This window comes from Acinetobacter sp. FDAARGOS_515, from assembly GCF_003938865.1.
GTDB lineage: Bacteria > Pseudomonadota > Gammaproteobacteria > Pseudomonadales > Moraxellaceae > Acinetobacter > Acinetobacter ursingii.
Window position 1 is genome coordinate 1,914,920 of sequence record NZ_RKIX01000003.1, and the last position, 17,765, is coordinate 1,932,684.

General features: G+C 41.2%; 21 protein-coding genes and 1 tRNA gene. 11 read left to right on the forward strand and 11 right to left on the reverse strand.

Features of this window, described 5'->3' with window-relative positions:
• The first annotated feature begins 20 nt into the window (after positions 1 to 20).
• The 9 genes from EGS47_RS10805 to EGS47_RS10845 are packed head-to-tail and all read left to right on the forward strand — an operon-like array spanning position 21 to position 6,935.
• On the forward strand, positions 21 to 1,331 hold the full coding sequence (locus tag EGS47_RS10805) for an NAD(P)/FAD-dependent oxidoreductase (RefSeq protein WP_119686309.1): 1,311 nt from the start codon (positions 21 to 23) through the stop codon (positions 1,329 to 1,331).
• Position 1,332: 1 nt separating this feature from the next.
• Positions 1,333 to 1,884 (forward strand): DUF3261 domain-containing protein, encoded by a 552-nt coding sequence (locus EGS47_RS10810; RefSeq protein ID WP_119686310.1) that lies wholly within the window; start codon positions 1,333 to 1,335, stop codon positions 1,882 to 1,884.
• Positions 1,885 to 1,889: 5 nt separating this feature from the next.
• Positions 1,890 to 3,104: a beta-ketoacyl-[acyl-carrier-protein] synthase family protein gene (locus tag EGS47_RS10815; protein ID WP_125269617.1), complete on the forward strand. Its 1,215-nt coding sequence runs from the start codon at positions 1,890 to 1,892 to the stop codon at positions 3,102 to 3,104.
• A gap of 2 nt (positions 3,105 to 3,106) precedes the next feature.
• A complete protein-coding gene (locus EGS47_RS10820) occupies positions 3,107 to 3,544 on the forward strand; it encodes a hotdog family protein (RefSeq protein WP_026039868.1) in 438 nt (145 codons plus the stop codon).
• The gene (locus EGS47_RS10825; protein WP_004992727.1) at positions 3,541 to 4,266 is read left to right on the forward strand and encodes a 3-ketoacyl-ACP reductase FabG2; all 726 of its coding nucleotides are present in this window, start codon (positions 3,541 to 3,543) and stop codon (positions 4,264 to 4,266) included. Before EGS47_RS10820 ends, EGS47_RS10825 begins: the two co-directional genes overlap by 4 nt.
• Complete coding sequence (locus EGS47_RS10830; RefSeq protein ID WP_004992730.1) at positions 4,266 to 5,489, forward strand: beta-ketoacyl-ACP synthase; 1,224 nt, start codon at positions 4,266 to 4,268, stop codon at positions 5,487 to 5,489. Before EGS47_RS10825 ends, EGS47_RS10830 begins: the two co-directional genes overlap by 1 nt.
• A gap of 13 nt (positions 5,490 to 5,502) precedes the next feature.
• Entirely contained in the window at positions 5,503 to 5,937 is a 435-nt protein-coding gene (locus tag EGS47_RS10835; RefSeq protein WP_125269618.1) for an excinuclease, read from the forward strand.
• 35 nt (positions 5,938 to 5,972) lie between these two features.
• Positions 5,973 to 6,629 carry a 4'-phosphopantetheinyl transferase family protein gene (locus EGS47_RS10840; protein ID WP_119686316.1) on the forward strand — a complete coding sequence of 219 codons (657 nt, stop codon included), beginning with the start codon at positions 5,973 to 5,975 and terminating at the stop codon, positions 6,627 to 6,629.
• Positions 6,630 to 6,659: 30 nt separating this feature from the next.
• The gene (locus EGS47_RS10845) at positions 6,660 to 6,935 is read left to right on the forward strand and encodes a hypothetical protein (protein WP_119686317.1); all 276 of its coding nucleotides are present in this window, start codon (positions 6,660 to 6,662) and stop codon (positions 6,933 to 6,935) included.
• Between the two features lie 70 nt (positions 6,936 to 7,005).
• Here the strand turns inward: EGS47_RS10845 and secF are convergent, their stop codons facing one another.
• The 7 genes from secF to queA all read right to left on the reverse strand — a co-directional run bounded on the left by secF (position 7,006) and on the right by queA (position 14,390).
• Positions 7,006 to 7,965, reverse strand: coding sequence for a protein translocase subunit SecF (gene secF / locus EGS47_RS10850; RefSeq protein WP_010588618.1), 960 nt, complete (start codon positions 7,963 to 7,965; stop codon positions 7,006 to 7,008).
• A gap of 8 nt (positions 7,966 to 7,973) precedes the next feature.
• On the reverse strand, positions 7,974 to 9,875 hold the full coding sequence (gene secD, locus EGS47_RS10855) for a protein translocase subunit SecD (protein WP_119686318.1): 1,902 nt from the start codon (positions 9,873 to 9,875) through the stop codon (positions 7,974 to 7,976).
• A gap of 54 nt (positions 9,876 to 9,929) precedes the next feature.
• Entirely contained in the window at positions 9,930 to 10,259 is a 330-nt protein-coding gene (yajC, locus tag EGS47_RS10860) for a preprotein translocase subunit YajC (RefSeq protein ID WP_004992746.1), read from the reverse strand.
• A gap of 113 nt (positions 10,260 to 10,372) precedes the next feature.
• Complete coding sequence (gene tgt / locus EGS47_RS10865; RefSeq protein ID WP_005002316.1) at positions 10,373 to 11,503, reverse strand: tRNA guanosine(34) transglycosylase Tgt; 1,131 nt, start codon at positions 11,501 to 11,503, stop codon at positions 10,373 to 10,375.
• 222 nt (positions 11,504 to 11,725) lie between these two features.
• Positions 11,726 to 12,292: a LemA family protein gene (locus EGS47_RS10870; RefSeq protein WP_004992751.1), complete on the reverse strand. Its 567-nt coding sequence runs from the start codon at positions 12,290 to 12,292 to the stop codon at positions 11,726 to 11,728.
• Positions 12,293 to 12,309: 17 nt separating this feature from the next.
• Positions 12,310 to 13,341, reverse strand: coding sequence for a hypothetical protein (locus EGS47_RS10875; protein ID WP_004992753.1), 1,032 nt, complete (start codon positions 13,339 to 13,341; stop codon positions 12,310 to 12,312).
• Between the two features lie 14 nt (positions 13,342 to 13,355).
• Positions 13,356 to 14,390, reverse strand: a complete 1,035-nt coding sequence (queA, locus tag EGS47_RS10880) for a tRNA preQ1(34) S-adenosylmethionine ribosyltransferase-isomerase QueA (RefSeq protein WP_010588619.1) — start codon at positions 14,388 to 14,390, stop codon at positions 13,356 to 13,358.
• Positions 14,391 to 14,570: 180 nt separating this feature from the next.
• Here queA and EGS47_RS10885 point away from each other — a divergent pair.
• Positions 14,571 to 14,657: transfer RNA gene (locus EGS47_RS10885), tRNA-Leu, on the forward strand.
• A 194-nt stretch (positions 14,658 to 14,851) separates the two neighbouring features.
• Positions 14,852 to 15,919: a tyrosine-type recombinase/integrase gene (locus tag EGS47_RS10890; protein WP_048765563.1), complete on the forward strand. Its 1,068-nt coding sequence runs from the start codon at positions 14,852 to 14,854 to the stop codon at positions 15,917 to 15,919.
• Between the two features lie 26 nt (positions 15,920 to 15,945).
• Here the strand turns inward: EGS47_RS10890 and EGS47_RS10895 are convergent, their stop codons facing one another.
• The 4 genes from EGS47_RS10895 to EGS47_RS10915 all read right to left on the reverse strand — a co-directional run bounded on the left by EGS47_RS10895 (position 15,946) and on the right by EGS47_RS10915 (position 17,743).
• Positions 15,946 to 16,242 carry a hypothetical protein gene (locus tag EGS47_RS10895; RefSeq protein WP_048765560.1) on the reverse strand — a complete coding sequence of 99 codons (297 nt, stop codon included), beginning with the start codon at positions 16,240 to 16,242 and terminating at the stop codon, positions 15,946 to 15,948.
• A gap of 9 nt (positions 16,243 to 16,251) precedes the next feature.
• Positions 16,252 to 16,605, reverse strand: a complete 354-nt coding sequence (gene ssb, locus EGS47_RS10900; RefSeq protein ID WP_048765559.1) for a single-stranded DNA-binding protein — start codon at positions 16,603 to 16,605, stop codon at positions 16,252 to 16,254.
• A complete protein-coding gene (locus EGS47_RS10905; protein ID WP_048765557.1) occupies positions 16,602 to 16,910 on the reverse strand; it encodes a hypothetical protein in 309 nt (102 codons plus the stop codon). Before EGS47_RS10905 ends, ssb begins: the two co-directional genes overlap by 4 nt.
• Before the next feature lie 584 nt (positions 16,911 to 17,494).
• A complete protein-coding gene (locus EGS47_RS10915) occupies positions 17,495 to 17,743 on the reverse strand; it encodes a hypothetical protein (protein WP_048765556.1) in 249 nt (82 codons plus the stop codon).
• Positions 17,744 to 17,765: the final 22 nt, after the last annotated feature.

A 17,765-nucleotide genomic window follows, 5' to 3' on the forward strand; every position in this document is an offset into this window, starting at 1 on the left:
ATTAAAAAGGTCAATGTGCCATGCAAAATTTGCAACAAAATACGATACAACAAACAGATGTCATGATTATTGGGGCAGGACCATCTGGCAGTTCAGCAGCTGCTTTATTACGTCAAAAAGGTTTTAAAGTCTGCATTATTGAGAAACAGCATTTTCCGCGTTTTTCGATAGGAGAATCTTTATTGCCTCAATGTATGGTCTTTTTAGGAGAAGCGGGTTTATTAGATACTGTACGCGACCATGTTGAAAAATGCGCCTTTCAATTTAAAAACGGTGCAGCATTTTTACGTGGAAAACAACGTAGCTTTTATGATTTTACCCAAAAGTTTAGTGAAGGACCTGGTACGACATGGCAAGTTCGTCGCGCTGATTTTGATCGCTTATTGGCCGAGCAGGCGCAAGCTTTAGGTACAGATATTCGATTTGGGCACGAAGTCATTGCAGTCGATGTTGAAACAGCGCAGCCGATTTTAACGATTCAACCTGAACAGGGTGACTCCTATCAACTACAGGCAAAATTTTTATTGGATGCCAGTGGTTTTGGGCGAATCTTACCTAAATTTTTAGATTTAGAAGCGCCTTCGAGTTTTCCTGTACGCCGTGCATTGTTTACCCATATTGAAGATGGTATTGCTAACAATCCTGAATTTGATCGTCATAAAATCCTGATTACTGTGCATGATAAAAATCATCGGGCATGGTTTTGGTTGATTCCTTTTGCAGATGGACGAAGTTCATTTGGTGTGGTTGCCGAGCAGGATTTTTTTAATGACTATCTGACTGGCAATGCCGAGCAGGATCAAAATGAAGTTTTACTGAAACGAATTTTGGCAGACGATACCAGTCTATCTAAAATTCTAGCACAGGCTAAATTTGATACACCTGTGCGAACATTGGTCGGTTATTCGGCTGATGTCAAACATCTGGCACAGCCCAATTATGCCTTGTTAGGTAATGCAGGAGAGTTTTTAGATCCAGTATTTTCATCAGGTGTAACCATTGCGTTGAAATCTTCTAGTTTGGCGGTTCCATTGGTGGAACGTGCGATCAAGGGAGAGCAAATCGACTGGCTAACAGAATATGAGCAACCCCTTCGTCAGGGAATCAATGTTTTTCGTGCCTATGTGGAAGCATGGTATACGGGCGAGTTTCAGGATGTAGTATTTTCCACACATAAAAATCCTGAGATTGAACGGATGATCGCGTCACTTCTGGCAGGTTATGCATGGGACGAACGTAATCCGATGTATAAAAATGCCAAACGTCGCCTCGCCACTCTGGCTGAATATTGTCGTGAAGATGCTTCTCCAGCACAGTTATCGGAAATTTAAGATGCCATCGATTCGCTTGCTGTTATTGAGTTGTATATTTACGGCATGTACAGCTTGTCAACAGCTCATGCCGAAAGCTGTAGGTCTTGAAAATGCGACATGGCCACAGCAAGCGTATCAGCGTCAGGATCAGGTAGATGTGCAATGGCATGGAAAGAGTTTTAGCTTTCTACTCTATCAGCAGCAACAAGGACAGGTATTAGAGCTCATTGCTTTAAGTTTAACGGGACAGCAATTATTTCAGGTTGAATATAATGGTCAGCATATTCAGGTGAAACAGCGTATCGAACAAATGCGTTTATTACCGTTTGAATTTTTAATTCGGGATATTTTGCTGGCGACCTATCCTGATTTTGCCCAACAACAGACCATGATCCATCCTGAGCTTATTCAGGATCAAATCTATGCAGCAGGTGGCGAAATTTATATTCAAAAAAAATTGGTTTTGAAGATTCAATATTTTTCAAAAGATAAGATGGAACTCGAAAATGTACAGGTGCCTTATCAAATGACGTTTTCACTGATTGAAAATACTTTACAGTCCAATGAATAGATAAAATGATGCAACAAAAACAACATTCTTCTGCTGTTGGTATTCAACTGAGCAGTAGCCTTTCGGCTTTAGGCAATTGTCCTGAACAGTTGCGTCAGCGTTTAAACCTGCCAGAAACCAGCTTATCTATACAATCTGAATGGCTGCCTGAGCGTTCAGTTTGGGTAGGGGCATATACAGGACATTTGATAGAAAACTTACCAAATGACTGTGAAGCTTGGTCATCTCGTAATTTACGTTTTGCTGTGACGGCTTTACAACAAATTGAAATCCCTTTGCGAGATTTAACAGCCAACATCCATCCTAATCGTTTAGCGATTGTCATGGGAACATCGACTTCGGGTATTGGCGATAATGAACCGCTTCTAGCAGAATATTTTCATGGCAAAACCGAGCTGATGATTGATCATCATAAACAGGAAATGAATGCACTGGCCAAAGGTCTACAGGCCTATTTAGGTTGGCAGGGTGCAGCTTACACAGTTTCAACCGCATGTTCATCCAGCGCCAAAGCATTTATTGCTGGGCAACGTTTACTCAATGCAAATCTGGCTGATGCTGTTTTGGTGGGCGGCGTTGATACACTATGTCGTTTAACTTTAAATGGTTTTAATAGTCTGGACAGTTTATCTGAGGATATTTGTCAACCCTGTGGCATAGGACGGGATGGCATTAATATTGGCGAAGCCGCCAGTTTGTTTTTATTGACCAAAGATTCTGCTCCAGTAATGTTTCTTGGTGGTGGTGAATCGATGGATGCATGGCATATTTCTGCACCGCATCCAGAAGGACTAGGGGCGGCTCAAGCGATGCAACGCGCTTTGGCGGATGCTCAGTTGAATGCCAGTCAGATTGATTATTTGAATTTGCATGGTACAGCCACACCGCAAAATGATGTGATGGAAATTAAGGCGGTACGGCAGGTTTTTGCAGATGATCGTGTGCCGATGAGTAGCACCAAACATAAAACAGGACATTGTCTGGGGGCTGCGGGTGCCGTTGAAGCTTATATTTGCCAACAGGTTCTGCTCGATCAGACATGGTTACCGTTGCATCAACAAGGTGAAATTGATCCTGCGCTTGCAGATCAACATTTTGTTCATCACAGTAAGGTCAGTCCACAAACAGTTGTTGATCGACCTTTAAATTATGTCATGAGCAATTCATTTGCTTTCGGTGGCAGTAATGTCAGTTTGATTTTTGGAAGAACTTTGCCATGAATATTCAGCAAAAAGCAATTGAATATATTCCTCATCAAGAACCAATGGTGTTTATCGATGATTTGGTCGAGATATCTGAACAATCTGCCGTTGCCAATCTGAACGTTCGTGCAGCACTCTTATTTTGTGAAGCAGAGGGTTTACCTACATGGTCGAGTATCGAGCTGATGGCACAAACCATTAGTGCCTATTCAGGATGGAAAGGGCAACAACAAGGCAATATTCCCAAAGTTGGTTTTTTATTGGGAACACGTAAATTAAATCTGCCCGTGCCTTTTTTTGAAATGGGAAGTACCTTGATCATTCGAGTCGAGCAGCAATATTTGCATGAAGGTTTGGGACAATTTGCCTGTGAGATTGCGTACAAAAATCATAAAATCTCAGCCCTCTTAAGTGTTTATGAGCCGACAGGCGATCAAGATAATAAGGAAAATGTGTGAATAGACGAATTTTAGTCACTGGCTCAAGTCGGGGAATTGGTAAAGCGATTGCTTTGCAATTAGCACAGGCAGGTTTTGATGTTACGGTTCATGCGCGTTCGCGTATTGAAGAAGCGCAGGCTGTAGCACAGCAAATTCAAGATTTGGGACGAAACAGCCACGTATTGATGTTTGACGTGACTGAACGTGAAGTTGTGCGTCAGATGCTTGAGCAAGATGTTGAAACTCATGGTGCATTTTATGGTGTCGTCTTAAATGCGGGTTTAACTCATGATGCTGCTTTTCCAGCATTAAGTGATCATGAATGGGATGACGTGATTTCGACCTCTCTGGATGGTTTTTATAATGTGCTTAAACCGTTAATTATGCCCATGATTCATTTGAAAAAAGGGGGGCGTATCGTGACTTTGTCTTCAGTTTCTGGGGTGATGGGTAATCGTGGTCAGGTCAATTATAGTGCAGCAAAAGCAGGCTTAATTGGGGCGACCAAAGCTTTATCACTAGAGTTGGCAAAGCGGAAAATTACGGTCAATTGTGTCGCTCCAGGTTTAATTGAAACTGAAATGGTGACTGAAGAAGTCAAGCAACATGCTTTAAAAATGATTCCATTACAACGTATGGGAAATGTGGACGAAGTTGCCAGTGTCGTGAAATTTTTGTGTTCCGATGATGCATCCTATATCACACGACAAGTGATTTCAGTCAATGGAGGGCTGATCTAATGAAGCGTGTTGTGGTTACAGGGATGGCAGGAATTACTTCGCTTGGTGAAACGGCAGATGCGATTTTTGAACAATTTGCTCAGGCTAAAAGCGGCATTCGTTATATGCCCGATTGGGAAAAATATACTGATTTGCGCACCAAGCTGGGTGGGCCTGTCGAAAGTTTTACGGTTCCCAAACATTTTAATCGCAAAGTCACACGCGGAATGGGCCGAGTAGCCTTAATGTCAGTGGTCTGTGCTGAAAATGCGCTGACAGATGCAGGTTTATTAAATGATCCCATTTTAAAAAGTGGTGATGCAGGTGTGGCATTTGGTTCATCTGCGGGAAGTGTCGATGCCGTACGTGAGTTTGGTTGTATGTTGATTGATAACGACATGAGCCAAATGAATGCGACCACGTATATCCGAATGATGTCACATACCAGTGCGGTGAATATGACCGTTTATTTCGGTTTAAAAGGTCTAACCTTACCGACATCGAGTGCCTGTACTTCAGGTTCTATGGCGATTGGTCAGGCTTTTGAAGCCATAAAATATGGCAAACAAACCGTGATGCTGGCTGGCGGCGCAGAGGAACTCAGTGCCGCAGGAGCTGCGGTTTTTGATGTGTTATTGGCCACCAGTGGCATGAATGATCAACCTGAACGAACCCCGCGGCCATTTGATCAAAAACGTGATGGGTTGGTGATTGGTGAGGGAGCTGGTTGCTTAATTTTAGAAGAATATGAGCATGCCAAAGCCCGTGGTGCCAAAATATATGCAGAAATTTTGGGTTATGGCAGCAATACCGATGGACAACACGTCACCCGTCCTGATCAGGAGATGATGGCGCGCTGTATGCAACTCTCTTTAAAAGATGCGGGCGTGACAGCAGATCAGATTGATTATGTTAGTGCACATGGCACCTCGACTGATCAGGGAGATATTGCTGAAACCCAAGCGACCGCGCAAGTGTTGGGGAAAAAACCGATTAGCTCACTGAAAAGTTATTTTGGTCATACGCTTGGGGCTTGTGGCGCGATTGAAGCTTGGCTAAGTATCGAAATGATGCATCGGAAGCAATTCATTCCAACCCTAAATCTAGATGAAGTTGATCCGCTTTGCGGTGATCTGGATTATATTACAGGGCAGGTAAGACCTTTAAATGCCAATATTATCATGAGTAACAATTTTGCTTTTGGGGGAATTAATACCTCCTTGATTTTTAAAAACCTGAAATAAGAGGAATACAACAATGTCACTTAAGAAACAATTCAGCCTTGCTGTACTGTGTATGGGATTAATGGGAACTGTACAGGCAGCAGATCAAGTGCATGATCTAGATTTTAAAGCGGCTGTGGATCGTGCAGTCGCAGATGGGGCGCTAGATGGTTCTGTTAAATTTTATTTGAGTGGAACCAAATCTGGTGGAAGAGTGTTACAGCAAGGTATTGTCACTAACAAAAAGACCAATGGCTTTGCCAAATCGGCAGAAACGTCTTGTGACTGGGTATTACGTTCTGCTTTGATCCAGTTACAAAGTGCAGCAAAGGCTAAAGGCGGCAATGCAGTCACTAATATTGTGAGCTATTTCAAATCCAATGAAGCGAAAAATCGCACGACTTACCAATGCTATAAAGGCATGGCGGTGACAAGTGTGGCGCTAAAAGGGGATATTGTTAAGTTTTAACTCAGTCTAAAATAGTTTTATCCAGAGGTGAGCCAATGAAGATGAAAAATATTCAAGTGTATATTCGATCATTGGCCGATCTTCTTGAATTATCCGTTCATGATTTTGCTAATCGTGCCGAATATCAAGCTTATAAAAAAAACAAAATTTATCAGTATCGTGATGAATTAATTTCAAAATTTTTACATGTGCCTATTTCACAATTACAATATGCGATTGCGGAGCAAGGTAAACCCTATCTACTTGATCATCCCTTACAATTTAATCATTCGCATAGCCAGGATGACTATGCATTGGCACTGAGTTTAAATGTTCAGGACTTAGGCGTGGATGTAGAAAGCCTAGATCGCAAAATCCGCTTTGAAGCACTGGCTCAACATGCTTTTCATCCACAAGAATACCAATGTTGGAAAGCTTTAGGGGAAGACATCAATTATTGGTTTAAGGTCTGGACCACCAAAGAAGCATTGCTAAAAGCGCATGGTATGGGCATTCGTCTGGATTTAAATACCTTAAATACCCAGATGCATCCAATACATGATACTGGTCAGATTATTGATGAACGTTTAGGTGTATTTGCCTATCAATGCTTTGATTTAGGACGTGCCATGCTAAGTGTGGCTTGGCGTTCGGGCATGGGATGCGGTCAGTTTATTTTGCCCAACATTCAGATTATAAACATGAATACATAAAACTTTTTAGAAAATAAATTGGAAAACCATATGAAATTAAAAATCACTGATCGGGATATCAGTTGTCTTTATTATTTATTTTTAATTTGTGCATTTTGTTCATTAGGTAGTGAACTTTATGAGAAATTTTTTATTGCGAAACGAACGATGGATTTGTCTTCATTTTATACGTTCTTATTTTTTGCCTTATTGACTCGATATTATTATGCCATTATTTATCTACTGATTAAGCTTGAGGGTATCAATCAGCAAGAGTGTCAAAGACAATTAGATAGAGAGAAAGAACTAGAAAATAAAGAGCTTTGATCAAATAGATCGTCATAAAAAATGCCAGTATTTCACTGGCATTTTTACGTCTTAACTTTTTCAAAGATATTTAAGGAATATCATCTTCAAACTCAGGTTTAACCTGAACGATGAAGTCCTGACGGTTTAGGCCACGCCATAAGGCAAAGGCTGTTCCGATATAAATCGAAGAATAAGTTCCGACAAATACCCCGACACACATCGCGACAGAGAACCATTTTAAGCCATCTCCACCCAAGAACATCATAGACACCACAACAAGAAGTAGCGTCATAGAAGTATGAATGGTACGACGTAAGGTTTCAGTCAAAGCAATATCTACGATTTCACGAGGAGTTGCACCGCGAATCTTACGGAAGTTTTCACGGATACGGTCTGACACGACGATATTATCGTTTAGTGAGAAGCCAATCACCGCCAATACTGCTGCAAGAACAGTTAGATCAAAAGGCCATTGGAACAATGCAAACGCCCCAATGATGATCAGAATGTCATGGAATAATGACATGATCGCACCGAGTGCCAGTTTGAACTCAAAGCGGATGGTGACATAGATGAGCATGAGCAAAAGGGCCAAAGCCACAGCACCCGCAGAACGGATATAAAGCTCATTCCCGACTTGTCCACCAACTGCATCGACTTTGTGTACCATAGCCGTATTGTTTGGAAGTTGGGCTGCTTGAGAAATCGCTTTACCCAAGTCATCTACCTTAATTTCTTGTACAGGCATGCGTACCAGCAGGTCTTTATTACTGCCTAAAGTTTGCACTACAGCATCTTTAAAGCCTGCTTTTTCTAAAGCCTGACTGACCGCAGCTTGATTGACAGGCTGTGAATAATTAATTTCTGCTGAGATACCACCCGTAAAATCAAGACCAAGATTTAAACCTTTGGTCACGATAAAGAAAATACTGGCAAGTGTCAGTAGAATCGAGAAGATTGCCGCTGGTTTGGCGATCTTCATGAACGGGATAATGCGTTCGTTGTCTGGACGGCCGTATTGTTTAGGTTGAGTCACATCAGTCATCATCGATCTCCTTATATGCTCAACTTTTTCAAATTACGACGTTTGCCATAAATGAGCTGGACAATCGCACGAGTTACTGTAATTGCAGTAAACATCGAGCAGACGATACCAATCATCAAGGTGACAGCAAAGCCTTTAATTGGGCCTGTCCCAATCGCAAATAGAATAAATGCAACAAGGAACGTAGTGAGGTTTGAGTCAAAAATAGTGTTATATGCTCGATCATAACCCGCAACAATGGCTTGTTTGGGCGATGCTCCCCATTTCATTTCTTCACGTATTCGTTCACAGATCAGAACGTTGGCATCGACGGCCATACCAATGGTGATCACGATCCCTGCAATACCTGGCAGGGTGAGGGAAGCGCCAATCCACGACATTACCGTTAAAATCATGGCAAGGTTAAACACTAAGGCAAAGTTGGCAATCAAACCAAACAGACGGAAGAACACGATCATCCAGATGGCGACTAAAATAAAGCCGACTTCGGTCGATAAGATACCTTTGTCGATATTTTCCTGACCTAAGCTTGGACCAACCACACGTTCTTCAACAAAGTACATTGGGGCTGCCAATGCGCCTGCACGTAACATCAAAGCAAGTTCAGAAGCTTCTTGTGGAGATGCAAGTCCAGTAATACGGAATTGTGAACCTAAAACGGCTTGAATGGTTGCGGCATTAATGACTACCGACTCTGTATAAGGCGTACGAACTTCAGTTTGCGCACCTGTCACAGGATCAGCCACATAGCTAATGCGTTGTTTATTTTCAATAAACAATACCGCCATACGTTTGCCGACAGAATTACGTGTAGCATCCGCCATCAGCTTACCACCCGCACTATCCAGTGTGATGTTTACCTCTGCGCCACCTGTATCCTGACTAAAGCCAGAACTTGCATTTTGTACACGTTCACCGGTCAAAATACGGTTGCGATTTAATAATAACTGACGCCCACTATCCAATGATTCATACGCAAATACTTCTGTACCTGGCGGTAATGGCTGACCATTATATTTTCCTGTGTAGCGGTCAATATATTGATCGTTCTGGTCTGAAACCAAACGGAATTCCAGATTCGCTGTACGGCCTAAAACACGTTTCGCTTCGGCAGTATCCTGTACGCCCGGTAATTCCACCACGATGCGGTTATTACCCTGAGTTTGTACCAGTGCTTCTGCCACACCCAATTCATTAATACGATTGCGCAGTGTGGTTAAGTTCTGATTTACCGCATAAGACTGAATTTCCTGACGACGAGCATCGGTATAAGTCAAACGCAAGCTTGAACCGTTATCCGTTGCCACCGCCTGTTGGGTGAATTCATTGCCATTACGACGTAAGAAATCCATCGCTGCATTACGGTCAGTATTATTGGCAAACTGAACGGTAATCGCATTGTTATTGAGTGAAAGACTATTGAACTTGATGTTGTTGTCGCGGAATTGACGACGAATATCACTTGCCGATGTTTCCATACGTTGCGCAATGGCTTTGTCCATATCAACTTCAAGCAGGAAGTGGACACCACCGCGTAAGTCAAGACCAAGCTTCATCGGCTTCGCCCCAATCTTCTGCAACCACTCTGGAGTTGTGGGTGCAAGATTGAGTGCTACCACGTAGTTTTCACCTAAATCACGACGTAAGACATCCTGTGCTTTCAGCTGATCTTCAGATGAACTTAAACGCAACAAGACCGCATTGGCACTGAAGCTATTGTCATGGCTTGGAATATGGGCAGTTTTTAAAATTTGCTCTGCTTTTTGTACAATGCTCTGATCAATTTGAGTACCGGCTTTGGCACCTGAAATCTGAACAGCAGGTTCATCTGGATACAAACTTGGCAGCGCGTAGAGTGTACTGATGATGAGTACAACCACAATCAGTACATATTTCCATGCAGGGTAACGCATTCGCTTTCTTCTTAAAATGAAAAAGTCGTGCAACATGCACGACTGTTTTTATGATTAAAGGTTATTTAGAGTGCCTTCAGGAAGAACTGAAATCACACTTGCGCGTTGAATTTTAACTTCATTACCACGATTCAGTTCAACTACCGCATAATCACCTTCGATTTTAGTGATACGGCCCATCAAACCACCCGCAAAAACGACTTCACTACCAACACCTAGACTCTCAATGAGGGAACGATGCTCTTTGGCACGTTTAGATTGAGGACGCCAGATCAAGAAATAAAAGATCGCAATAAATACTGCAATCATCAGTAAGTTGGTGACCATGCTTGGGCCTTGTGCCGCTGCTGGTGCTGCGTGAGCAGAAGAAATTAAAAAGCTCATTTCGATTTCCTAAACTTAAAACCTAAATTAAAAAAGGATTGTCAAATCCTGACAAAATACGAGTTCGTTCTGCAATTTACCTTGTCTTTTTGTTGAGCGCAAATCTAGTTGCATCAATCTACAGGACAAGCGGGAACTTCTAAACCGCGACGGGTATAAAAGTCTGTCACAAATTCATCGAAAGTCCCGTGATCCAAAGCATTTCGGATATCTTGGGTAAAGCGCTGGTAATAACGTAAGTTATGGATAGTTCCTAACATCGATGCCAGCATTTCACCACATTTTTCAAGATGATACAGATAGGCACGAGTAAAGTTTTTGCACGTATAACAATCACAATGCAGATCAAGCGGACTTTGATCATGACGATACTTGCTATTGCGGATGCGAACCAGACCGTCTGTCACAAAGTAGTGTCCATTCCGCGCATTACGGGTGGGCATCACGCAGTCAAACATATCAATCCCGCGACGAATCCCTTCCACAATATCTTCAGGCTTCCCAACGCCCATCAGATAACGTGGTTTATCATGCGGCATTTTATTTGGCAGATAATCCAGCACCTTGATCATTTCATCTTTCGGCTCACCGACTGATAAACCACCAATGGCATAACCATCAAAACCAATCTCAAGTAAACCTTTCAACGACTCATCACGCAAATCTTCATACATGCCACCCTGAATAATGCCAAATAATGCATTGGTATTTTTCAGTTCATCATGATGATGGGTTTTACAGCGTTTTGCCCAACGTAGCGAAAGTTGTAAAGACTTTTGTGCTTCTTCATGGGTTGCAGGATAAGGCGTACACTCATCAAATATCATCACGATATCCGAGTTAAGCACCTGCTGAATTTCCATAGAGATTTCAGGGGACAAAAATACTTTTGAGCCATCAATCGGTGAACGGAACGTCACGCCTTCTTCTTTAATCTTACGCATTGCGCCGAGACTAAACACCTGAAAACCACCAGAATCGGTCAAGATTGGTTTATTCCATTTGATGAAATCATGCAATCCACCATGCTCTTTGATGACTTCAAGACCAGGGCGCAAGTACAAGTGGAAGGTATTACCCAAAATAATTTGTGCCTGAATTTCTTCAATGTCACGTGGCAACATGCCTTTGACCGTACCATAAGTACCCACGGGCATAAATACAGGAGTTTCAACGATGCCGTGTTCAAGAGTCAAACGGCCACGACGGGCGCGCCCCGACTGACCTAATTTTTCAAACTTCATGCAACTTTCCAAATCGAGGCGAAAAAACAGTTCGCTGATGGCTAAAATAAAGAGCGCTATTTTCCTAGATTTATGCAGGGAGTTCTACTACTAAATGTTATGAGATCGATAAAAAGCCAAATTCTACGATCAACTGTACCTAATATTGCTTTGTCGGTTAGATTGAAGAGCGTGATTCATCACTCAGGATAGAGCAATGATCACTTTATTCAAAACCAGGATTTAAAAATTAGGACGATAATCAAAACTTTGCGCAGCAGCATGATCACGAAATGGACGAATCGATTTCTTGCCTAAGGTTAAAGTATTAATCATATTATTGGGAAATACTTCAATATGATTATTAAACAGTTCGACATTGCGGTTAAAAATGGTGATGGCCGCACTGACATTATCATTTTGCTCATCAATCTCATTCATCATACGTAAATAGATTTCATTGGCTTTGAGTTCAGGGTAGTTTTCTACCACTACATTCAAACTACGCATTAATTCTTTATTTAAGTTTTCAATACGTTGCAATTGAGCAATATCTGTATGATCGACATTCAGGTTAAGAATACTTTGGCGTAACTCAGTGACTTTTTCCAAAGTGCCTTTTTCAAAACTGGCATATTGTTCAACCATTGGTGCAAGTTCGTCCAATACTTTTAATTTTTGCCGTTCATAAGTCGCTACATCAGCCCATGCGCGTTTGGTTGCATTAAAATGCAATACAATTTTATTGCGAATGAAAATACCAAAAATAATAATGACTAAAATAATGAGCAGAAAAATCCACAAACCCATCGTATTCCCCAAAATTGTTATTTTAAAAAAGTGCTGAGATCAGAACACAGTTGTTCATAATGTTTTAATCGAAAGGTGCGTAAATGTCCACGCAAACTTGAAATATCCTGAATTTCTCGTGCTTTGGAACTGACTTCAAATAAATCTGCCTCACCTAAAAAGCACATCATATTTTGATGAGAATGAAAAATCAGTTCACCTTTACGCGATTTAAAAAAATCAGACAAGCGCAGTAATAATGCAGGATTAAGTGTTTTGACCAATTGTAGTTGATCCATCCCATAAATCTGTAATTGCTGATTAATCTGGATATCACTACTGTTCCAGCGGACTTCGTATGGGAAACCAATGTCCCGACGTAAATTAGTTACCGCAAGTCCGCGTATTTGTGTCTCAAAGATAAAAACGCCCCACTGATTTTTTTCTGTACGACGAATAGTAACTTTGTCTCCATCTGCATCATGAATATGCGTTTCTTCGATATAGGTATATTGGAAAATAAAAGCAGGATATTGATGGTTCTCATCATCACTGATATTTGCACTGGCATACCACGGAATTTGATTGGAGGTGGAACCTTTATTAAACAGGGGAAAGCTATTTTTGAGTTGATTAATCAATGAGGTTGAACTCATGCCTAAAGGTAAATGTTCAGGAGTTCGCCCAAATTTTAAATGGTAGCGTGTTTCAATCGACTTTTCTTCCAGATAGCGAACAACTTCTTGAATAGCATCATCTGTTTCATAAAGAATAAAAGCTAAAAACAATAAAACAATACCATTAAAAAAACCAAAAATAAAAGGCAAACCTATGCTGGGCAAAGCAAACATGGCAAAGAAACTGAGGGCACCTAGCAGCATCAGAAACTTGGGTAAACCATTGTCAAAACGGAGTGTAGGATGATCTCCCCATGGATGCAGTTGATCCAAAATTTGCTGATGCGTTTCGACTTGTTCGCCAATCTCCCAAAGCCGCGCAATATTACGAAATACATGCGCATTTTTTTTACGACGAATATGTAATGCGCGTTGTAAGCTCTCGACTGGCATCTTGATGATTTACCTTATTGGGCCTGATCGATCAACATGGCGTCGCCATAACTAAAGAAACGGTATTTTGATTCGACTGCATGGGCATAGGCTTTCAGGATATTGTCACGATTTGAGAGTGCCGAAACTAACATCAATAAGGTCGACTCAGGCAAATGAAAATTGGTAATCAAGCGATCTACCACACAAAACTGATAACCTGGATAGATAAAAATTTGAGTATCGCCTGTCCAAGCCGCAATCTGACCCTGATGTGCTTGTGCTGCGCTTTCCAATGCACGAGTTGCAGTCGTTCCAACAGCAATGATTTTATTGCCACGTGCCTTTGTTTGACGAATTAACTTGACAGTGGCATCTGGTACATCACACCATTCACTATGCATAGTATGATTTGTAATATCATCTGTACGCACAGGCATAAATGTTCCCGCACCGACGTGCAAAGTGACAAACGTTTTTTGAATGCCTTTTTGTTCTAGTTTTTTGAGTAAATCTTCATCAAAATGCAAACTTGCAGTTGGTGCCGCAACGCTGGCAATTTTTTCAGGATCATGAAACACCGTTTGATAGCGTTCTGTATCAATGGCTTCCGCTTCTCGATTAAAGTAGGGTGGAATGGGAAGTTGTCCATAACGATCTAAGACTGACAATATAGGTTGAGAAAATTCCACCACAAATAAATTCTCATGACGGCCTTGTACAACGACCTTGACTCCATCTTGACCCATAAATAGCTCTGCGCCCGCTTTCGGGGTATTGCTGGCTTTTATATGGCAATGGGCAATGGTTTGATCCAGCATACGTTCAACCAAAACTTCAACGGCGCCACCACTTGCACGTTTACCTTTTAAACGCGCTTTCATGACTTTGGTATCGTTTAAAACCAGTAAATCACCTTCATTTAATAAATCGACAATCTCGGTAAACATACGATCGTGATATTGACCTTGTGCATCTAAATGAAGAAGACGCGAAGCACTGCGTGATTCAAGTGGATAACGAGCAATAAGTTCATCTGGAAGATCAAAGTTAAAGTCTGAAAGCTGCATAATACGGGACATTACAAAATTTGCGCCTAGTATAGTCTTTTTGGCTTTTGGAAGGGAGTCATGATGATTTTATCCTGATAAAAGTTTGTTTGCTGCAAAAGTAGGCAATAGTTAGAGTCTTGTCGTTGACAAGTTTTTAAAACACGCTATTATACGCAACACAAAGCAAGCATCAGCTCTCCCGAGGTGGTGAAATTGGTAGACGCGGTGGACTCAAAATCCACTGTCAGCGATGACGTGTCGGTTCGAGTCCGACCCTCGGGACCATTGATTCTTAACAGAATTTTAGATAAACCCCGAAACCTTGATATATAAAGGTTTCGGGGTTTTGTCGTTTCTGGGGTTTGTGTTTTTTTACGGTATTTTTCGGGATTATTTGGTATAAGTTTCCACCCGTTTTCCACCCGCAGAGTGATTTTGTAGCTCTGTTCTGTCTACATAAAAAAGGAGTGTTGTTTTAGATGAGTATTTCGGTTTATCAAAAACCAAATAAAAAGTGGAAGGCAGATGTTGAACTTGAAGGCCTTCGTAAAACAAAAACATTTGATAAGAAAATTGATGCAACGAACTGGGGGAGAGCAGCTGAACGAGATCTGATATTAAATGCTGCTACAGAAGCAGCTTTACAGAGCAAAGTAGTACTTACATTGCGTGAAGCTCTACAGCGTTATAGCGATGAAGTTTCAATATTTAAAAAGACTGCCAAAAAAGAACGCCAACGTATAGAGTATTTTAAAGAAGTGTTGCCTAATGTTGATTGGCCACTCCAGACGTATAAGAGTGAATTTATTAAGCAGTGGGAAGATGCTGTTACCAAGAGATCTATACGCCCGTTAAAAGCATCGACCGTATTGCGTGATTATTCGTTGTTATCCTCATTTTTTAACTGGTGCAAGCTGGATAAAAAGTGGATTAACTTTAATCCTGTTCAGGAAATACGAAAACCAAAGAAGCCAGATAACCGGGAACGTCGGGTAGAAGAGCACGAACTAGAAAAAATGCTAATTGCATTGAAATATAAACCAGGTACTGTGCCAGAAACCAAAATGCAGGAAGTGGCTTTGATCTGGTTGATTGCTTTGGCCACGGGTATGAGATCTGGAGAGATTGTCAATCGTTTACCGCGTGATATTGTTTTGGCCAGTCGTTATGTTCAACTGGATGATACGAAGAATGGATCCTCCCGTAGGGTTCCTTTGGATGATTTTGCACTGCATTTGTGGTCATTGGCTATGAAAATTGATCGGAAGGGGAGTCCTAAAGTCTTTACTGTCAGCAATTCTTCACGGGATGCACTATTTAGAAAGGCCCGTAAACAGGCTGGTTTGGAAAATGCAGATTTAACTTTTCATGATTCACGACATGAAGCTGCTTCACTTATGGCCAGACGCATTAAAAATGCGCTGACTTTGTGTAAGATTTTTGGTTGGAAGGATCCAAAACAGGCATTGACCTATTACAACCCGACCAATGATGAGATTCTGGATGAGTTGAATCAAACAACTGGTTTAAGCCGGTTACTGGCTTAAAAAAGCCACCTTACGGTGGCTCTGGATTAATTGTATTTCACATTGGTTTTGTCAAATGCCATCCCGAATGAAATAACATCAGTAGCTTTCCAACGTGACACGGTACGGTCACTCCTCGCCGATGTAGGCAACTCTCGGCTCGGTGGGAAATGGTGATTGCTAATAATATGTCGCTTGGTGTAATCAAGTGAATATTTAAAATAATTGGCAATGTCCTGTTCATCCCAAAGCTGGCAATCGATAGGGATAATTGGTTTTGCATCAATCTGCTTCATAATTTTAAGAAGCGTTTTTTCAATAATAGAATCAATATTTATGGTCATAGTTTATCCTTATACTGCACTGGCTTGTGGTGCGCTATCAAGTGACTGAAAGTTATTGGCTCTGACTTCAGTGATATATCGTTCCTGGTGATTTTGATCTGTCCATTTACGTGTATGCAGTGAACCTTCAATGTAGACCTTGGAACCTTTCTTAAGAAATTGGCATGCGATTTCACCCAGTCGACCGTTGGCGACAATGCGATGCCACTCGGTTGATTCACGCCATTCTCCCGTTTGTTTGTCTTGCCATTTTTCTGATGTAGCAATGGAAAACTGGGCATGGCTGCCACCATTTTGAAATTGTTTTGGAATTGGATTTGCTCCAAGTACACCCACCAGTATGACTTTGTTGACTCCTCTCATGGTTTGTTCTCCTGGTCTAATTCACAACGGCATTTACCTAGGCGAAAATATTCAATTGGTCCCGGTGCATCTATTGGTGAAAATTCACCACGATGAAACTCATAGGTTTTATTTTTAGCTTTAATTTGAAAAACATCGCCATCGATTCGGATGATTTTTCCAGTAAACGCTCGTTGGTTTACACTCAAGCGACCTTCACCGATTGGTCTACTTGTTTCAATCATGCAGTTGACTTCATCACTGACCTTAAATGAATCAAAATCAGGAAGAATAAGACCGCCACATTTACAGTGATATTTAGACATGATTTTTGCCCTCCAAGCCTTGTTCTTTACGGGCTTTTGTTCCTCAATATCATGAATATCAATTGCTAGACGTATAGCTTGATTTGCTGCATCAACCATCGTGGTAGCAAAAATCCACTGGCAACGGTAATGTCCACCAATAGAACAAGAGAGAAACTTTCCATCTTCTGTAAAACTAAAGCCTCTTGGAATTGCTATATGTAGATTTACTAGAAATTCAAAGTTGCTATGATTAAGAACTAGATCATTGGCATGTTCTTCATTCCAATCGCGGTCAGTGTATTTATTTATGCTGTCTATAAACTCCTTTAATTGAGGATATTGCTCAACCAAATCAGTAGCGTTTTTAGAGTCCATATCCCCCAGAAATTCTTCAAAGCCTTCAGGAACTCTGTGTGCAACATTTAATGTTGGTACATGTAAAATAGTGCTGAAATGAACATTGTTGTTAAACATGTCTTTAGCTAACTGAGATGTAAACTTTTCACTTGCTTGGTTTTCTACGTTAGAATCGTTTTGCATAATTGCTCTCCGGTGATTGTGTGACACATGCAGAAGCGGCAACTTCTGTATGTGTTCTTAAATTAAAGGCATTGAAATAAATGGCTGTAAAATCTGTGACCTCTAAGATCCATGCCTAATTTTTCGTACAATAAAAATAGGTTTTCATGGTCGAGTTGACCTAAAGCCCATGAAAAGGTTTCGTATTTATTGGGCATGAGAGCCAATCGATCAATTTTTTCTTGGACATATCCTGCGTCATTTGGGAATTTTTCACGTAGTACTTCAATGATTTTTTGACCTACATAATCTAGGTCTTGTTGTGTTGGCATAGCTCTCTCCTTCAGTTGAGGG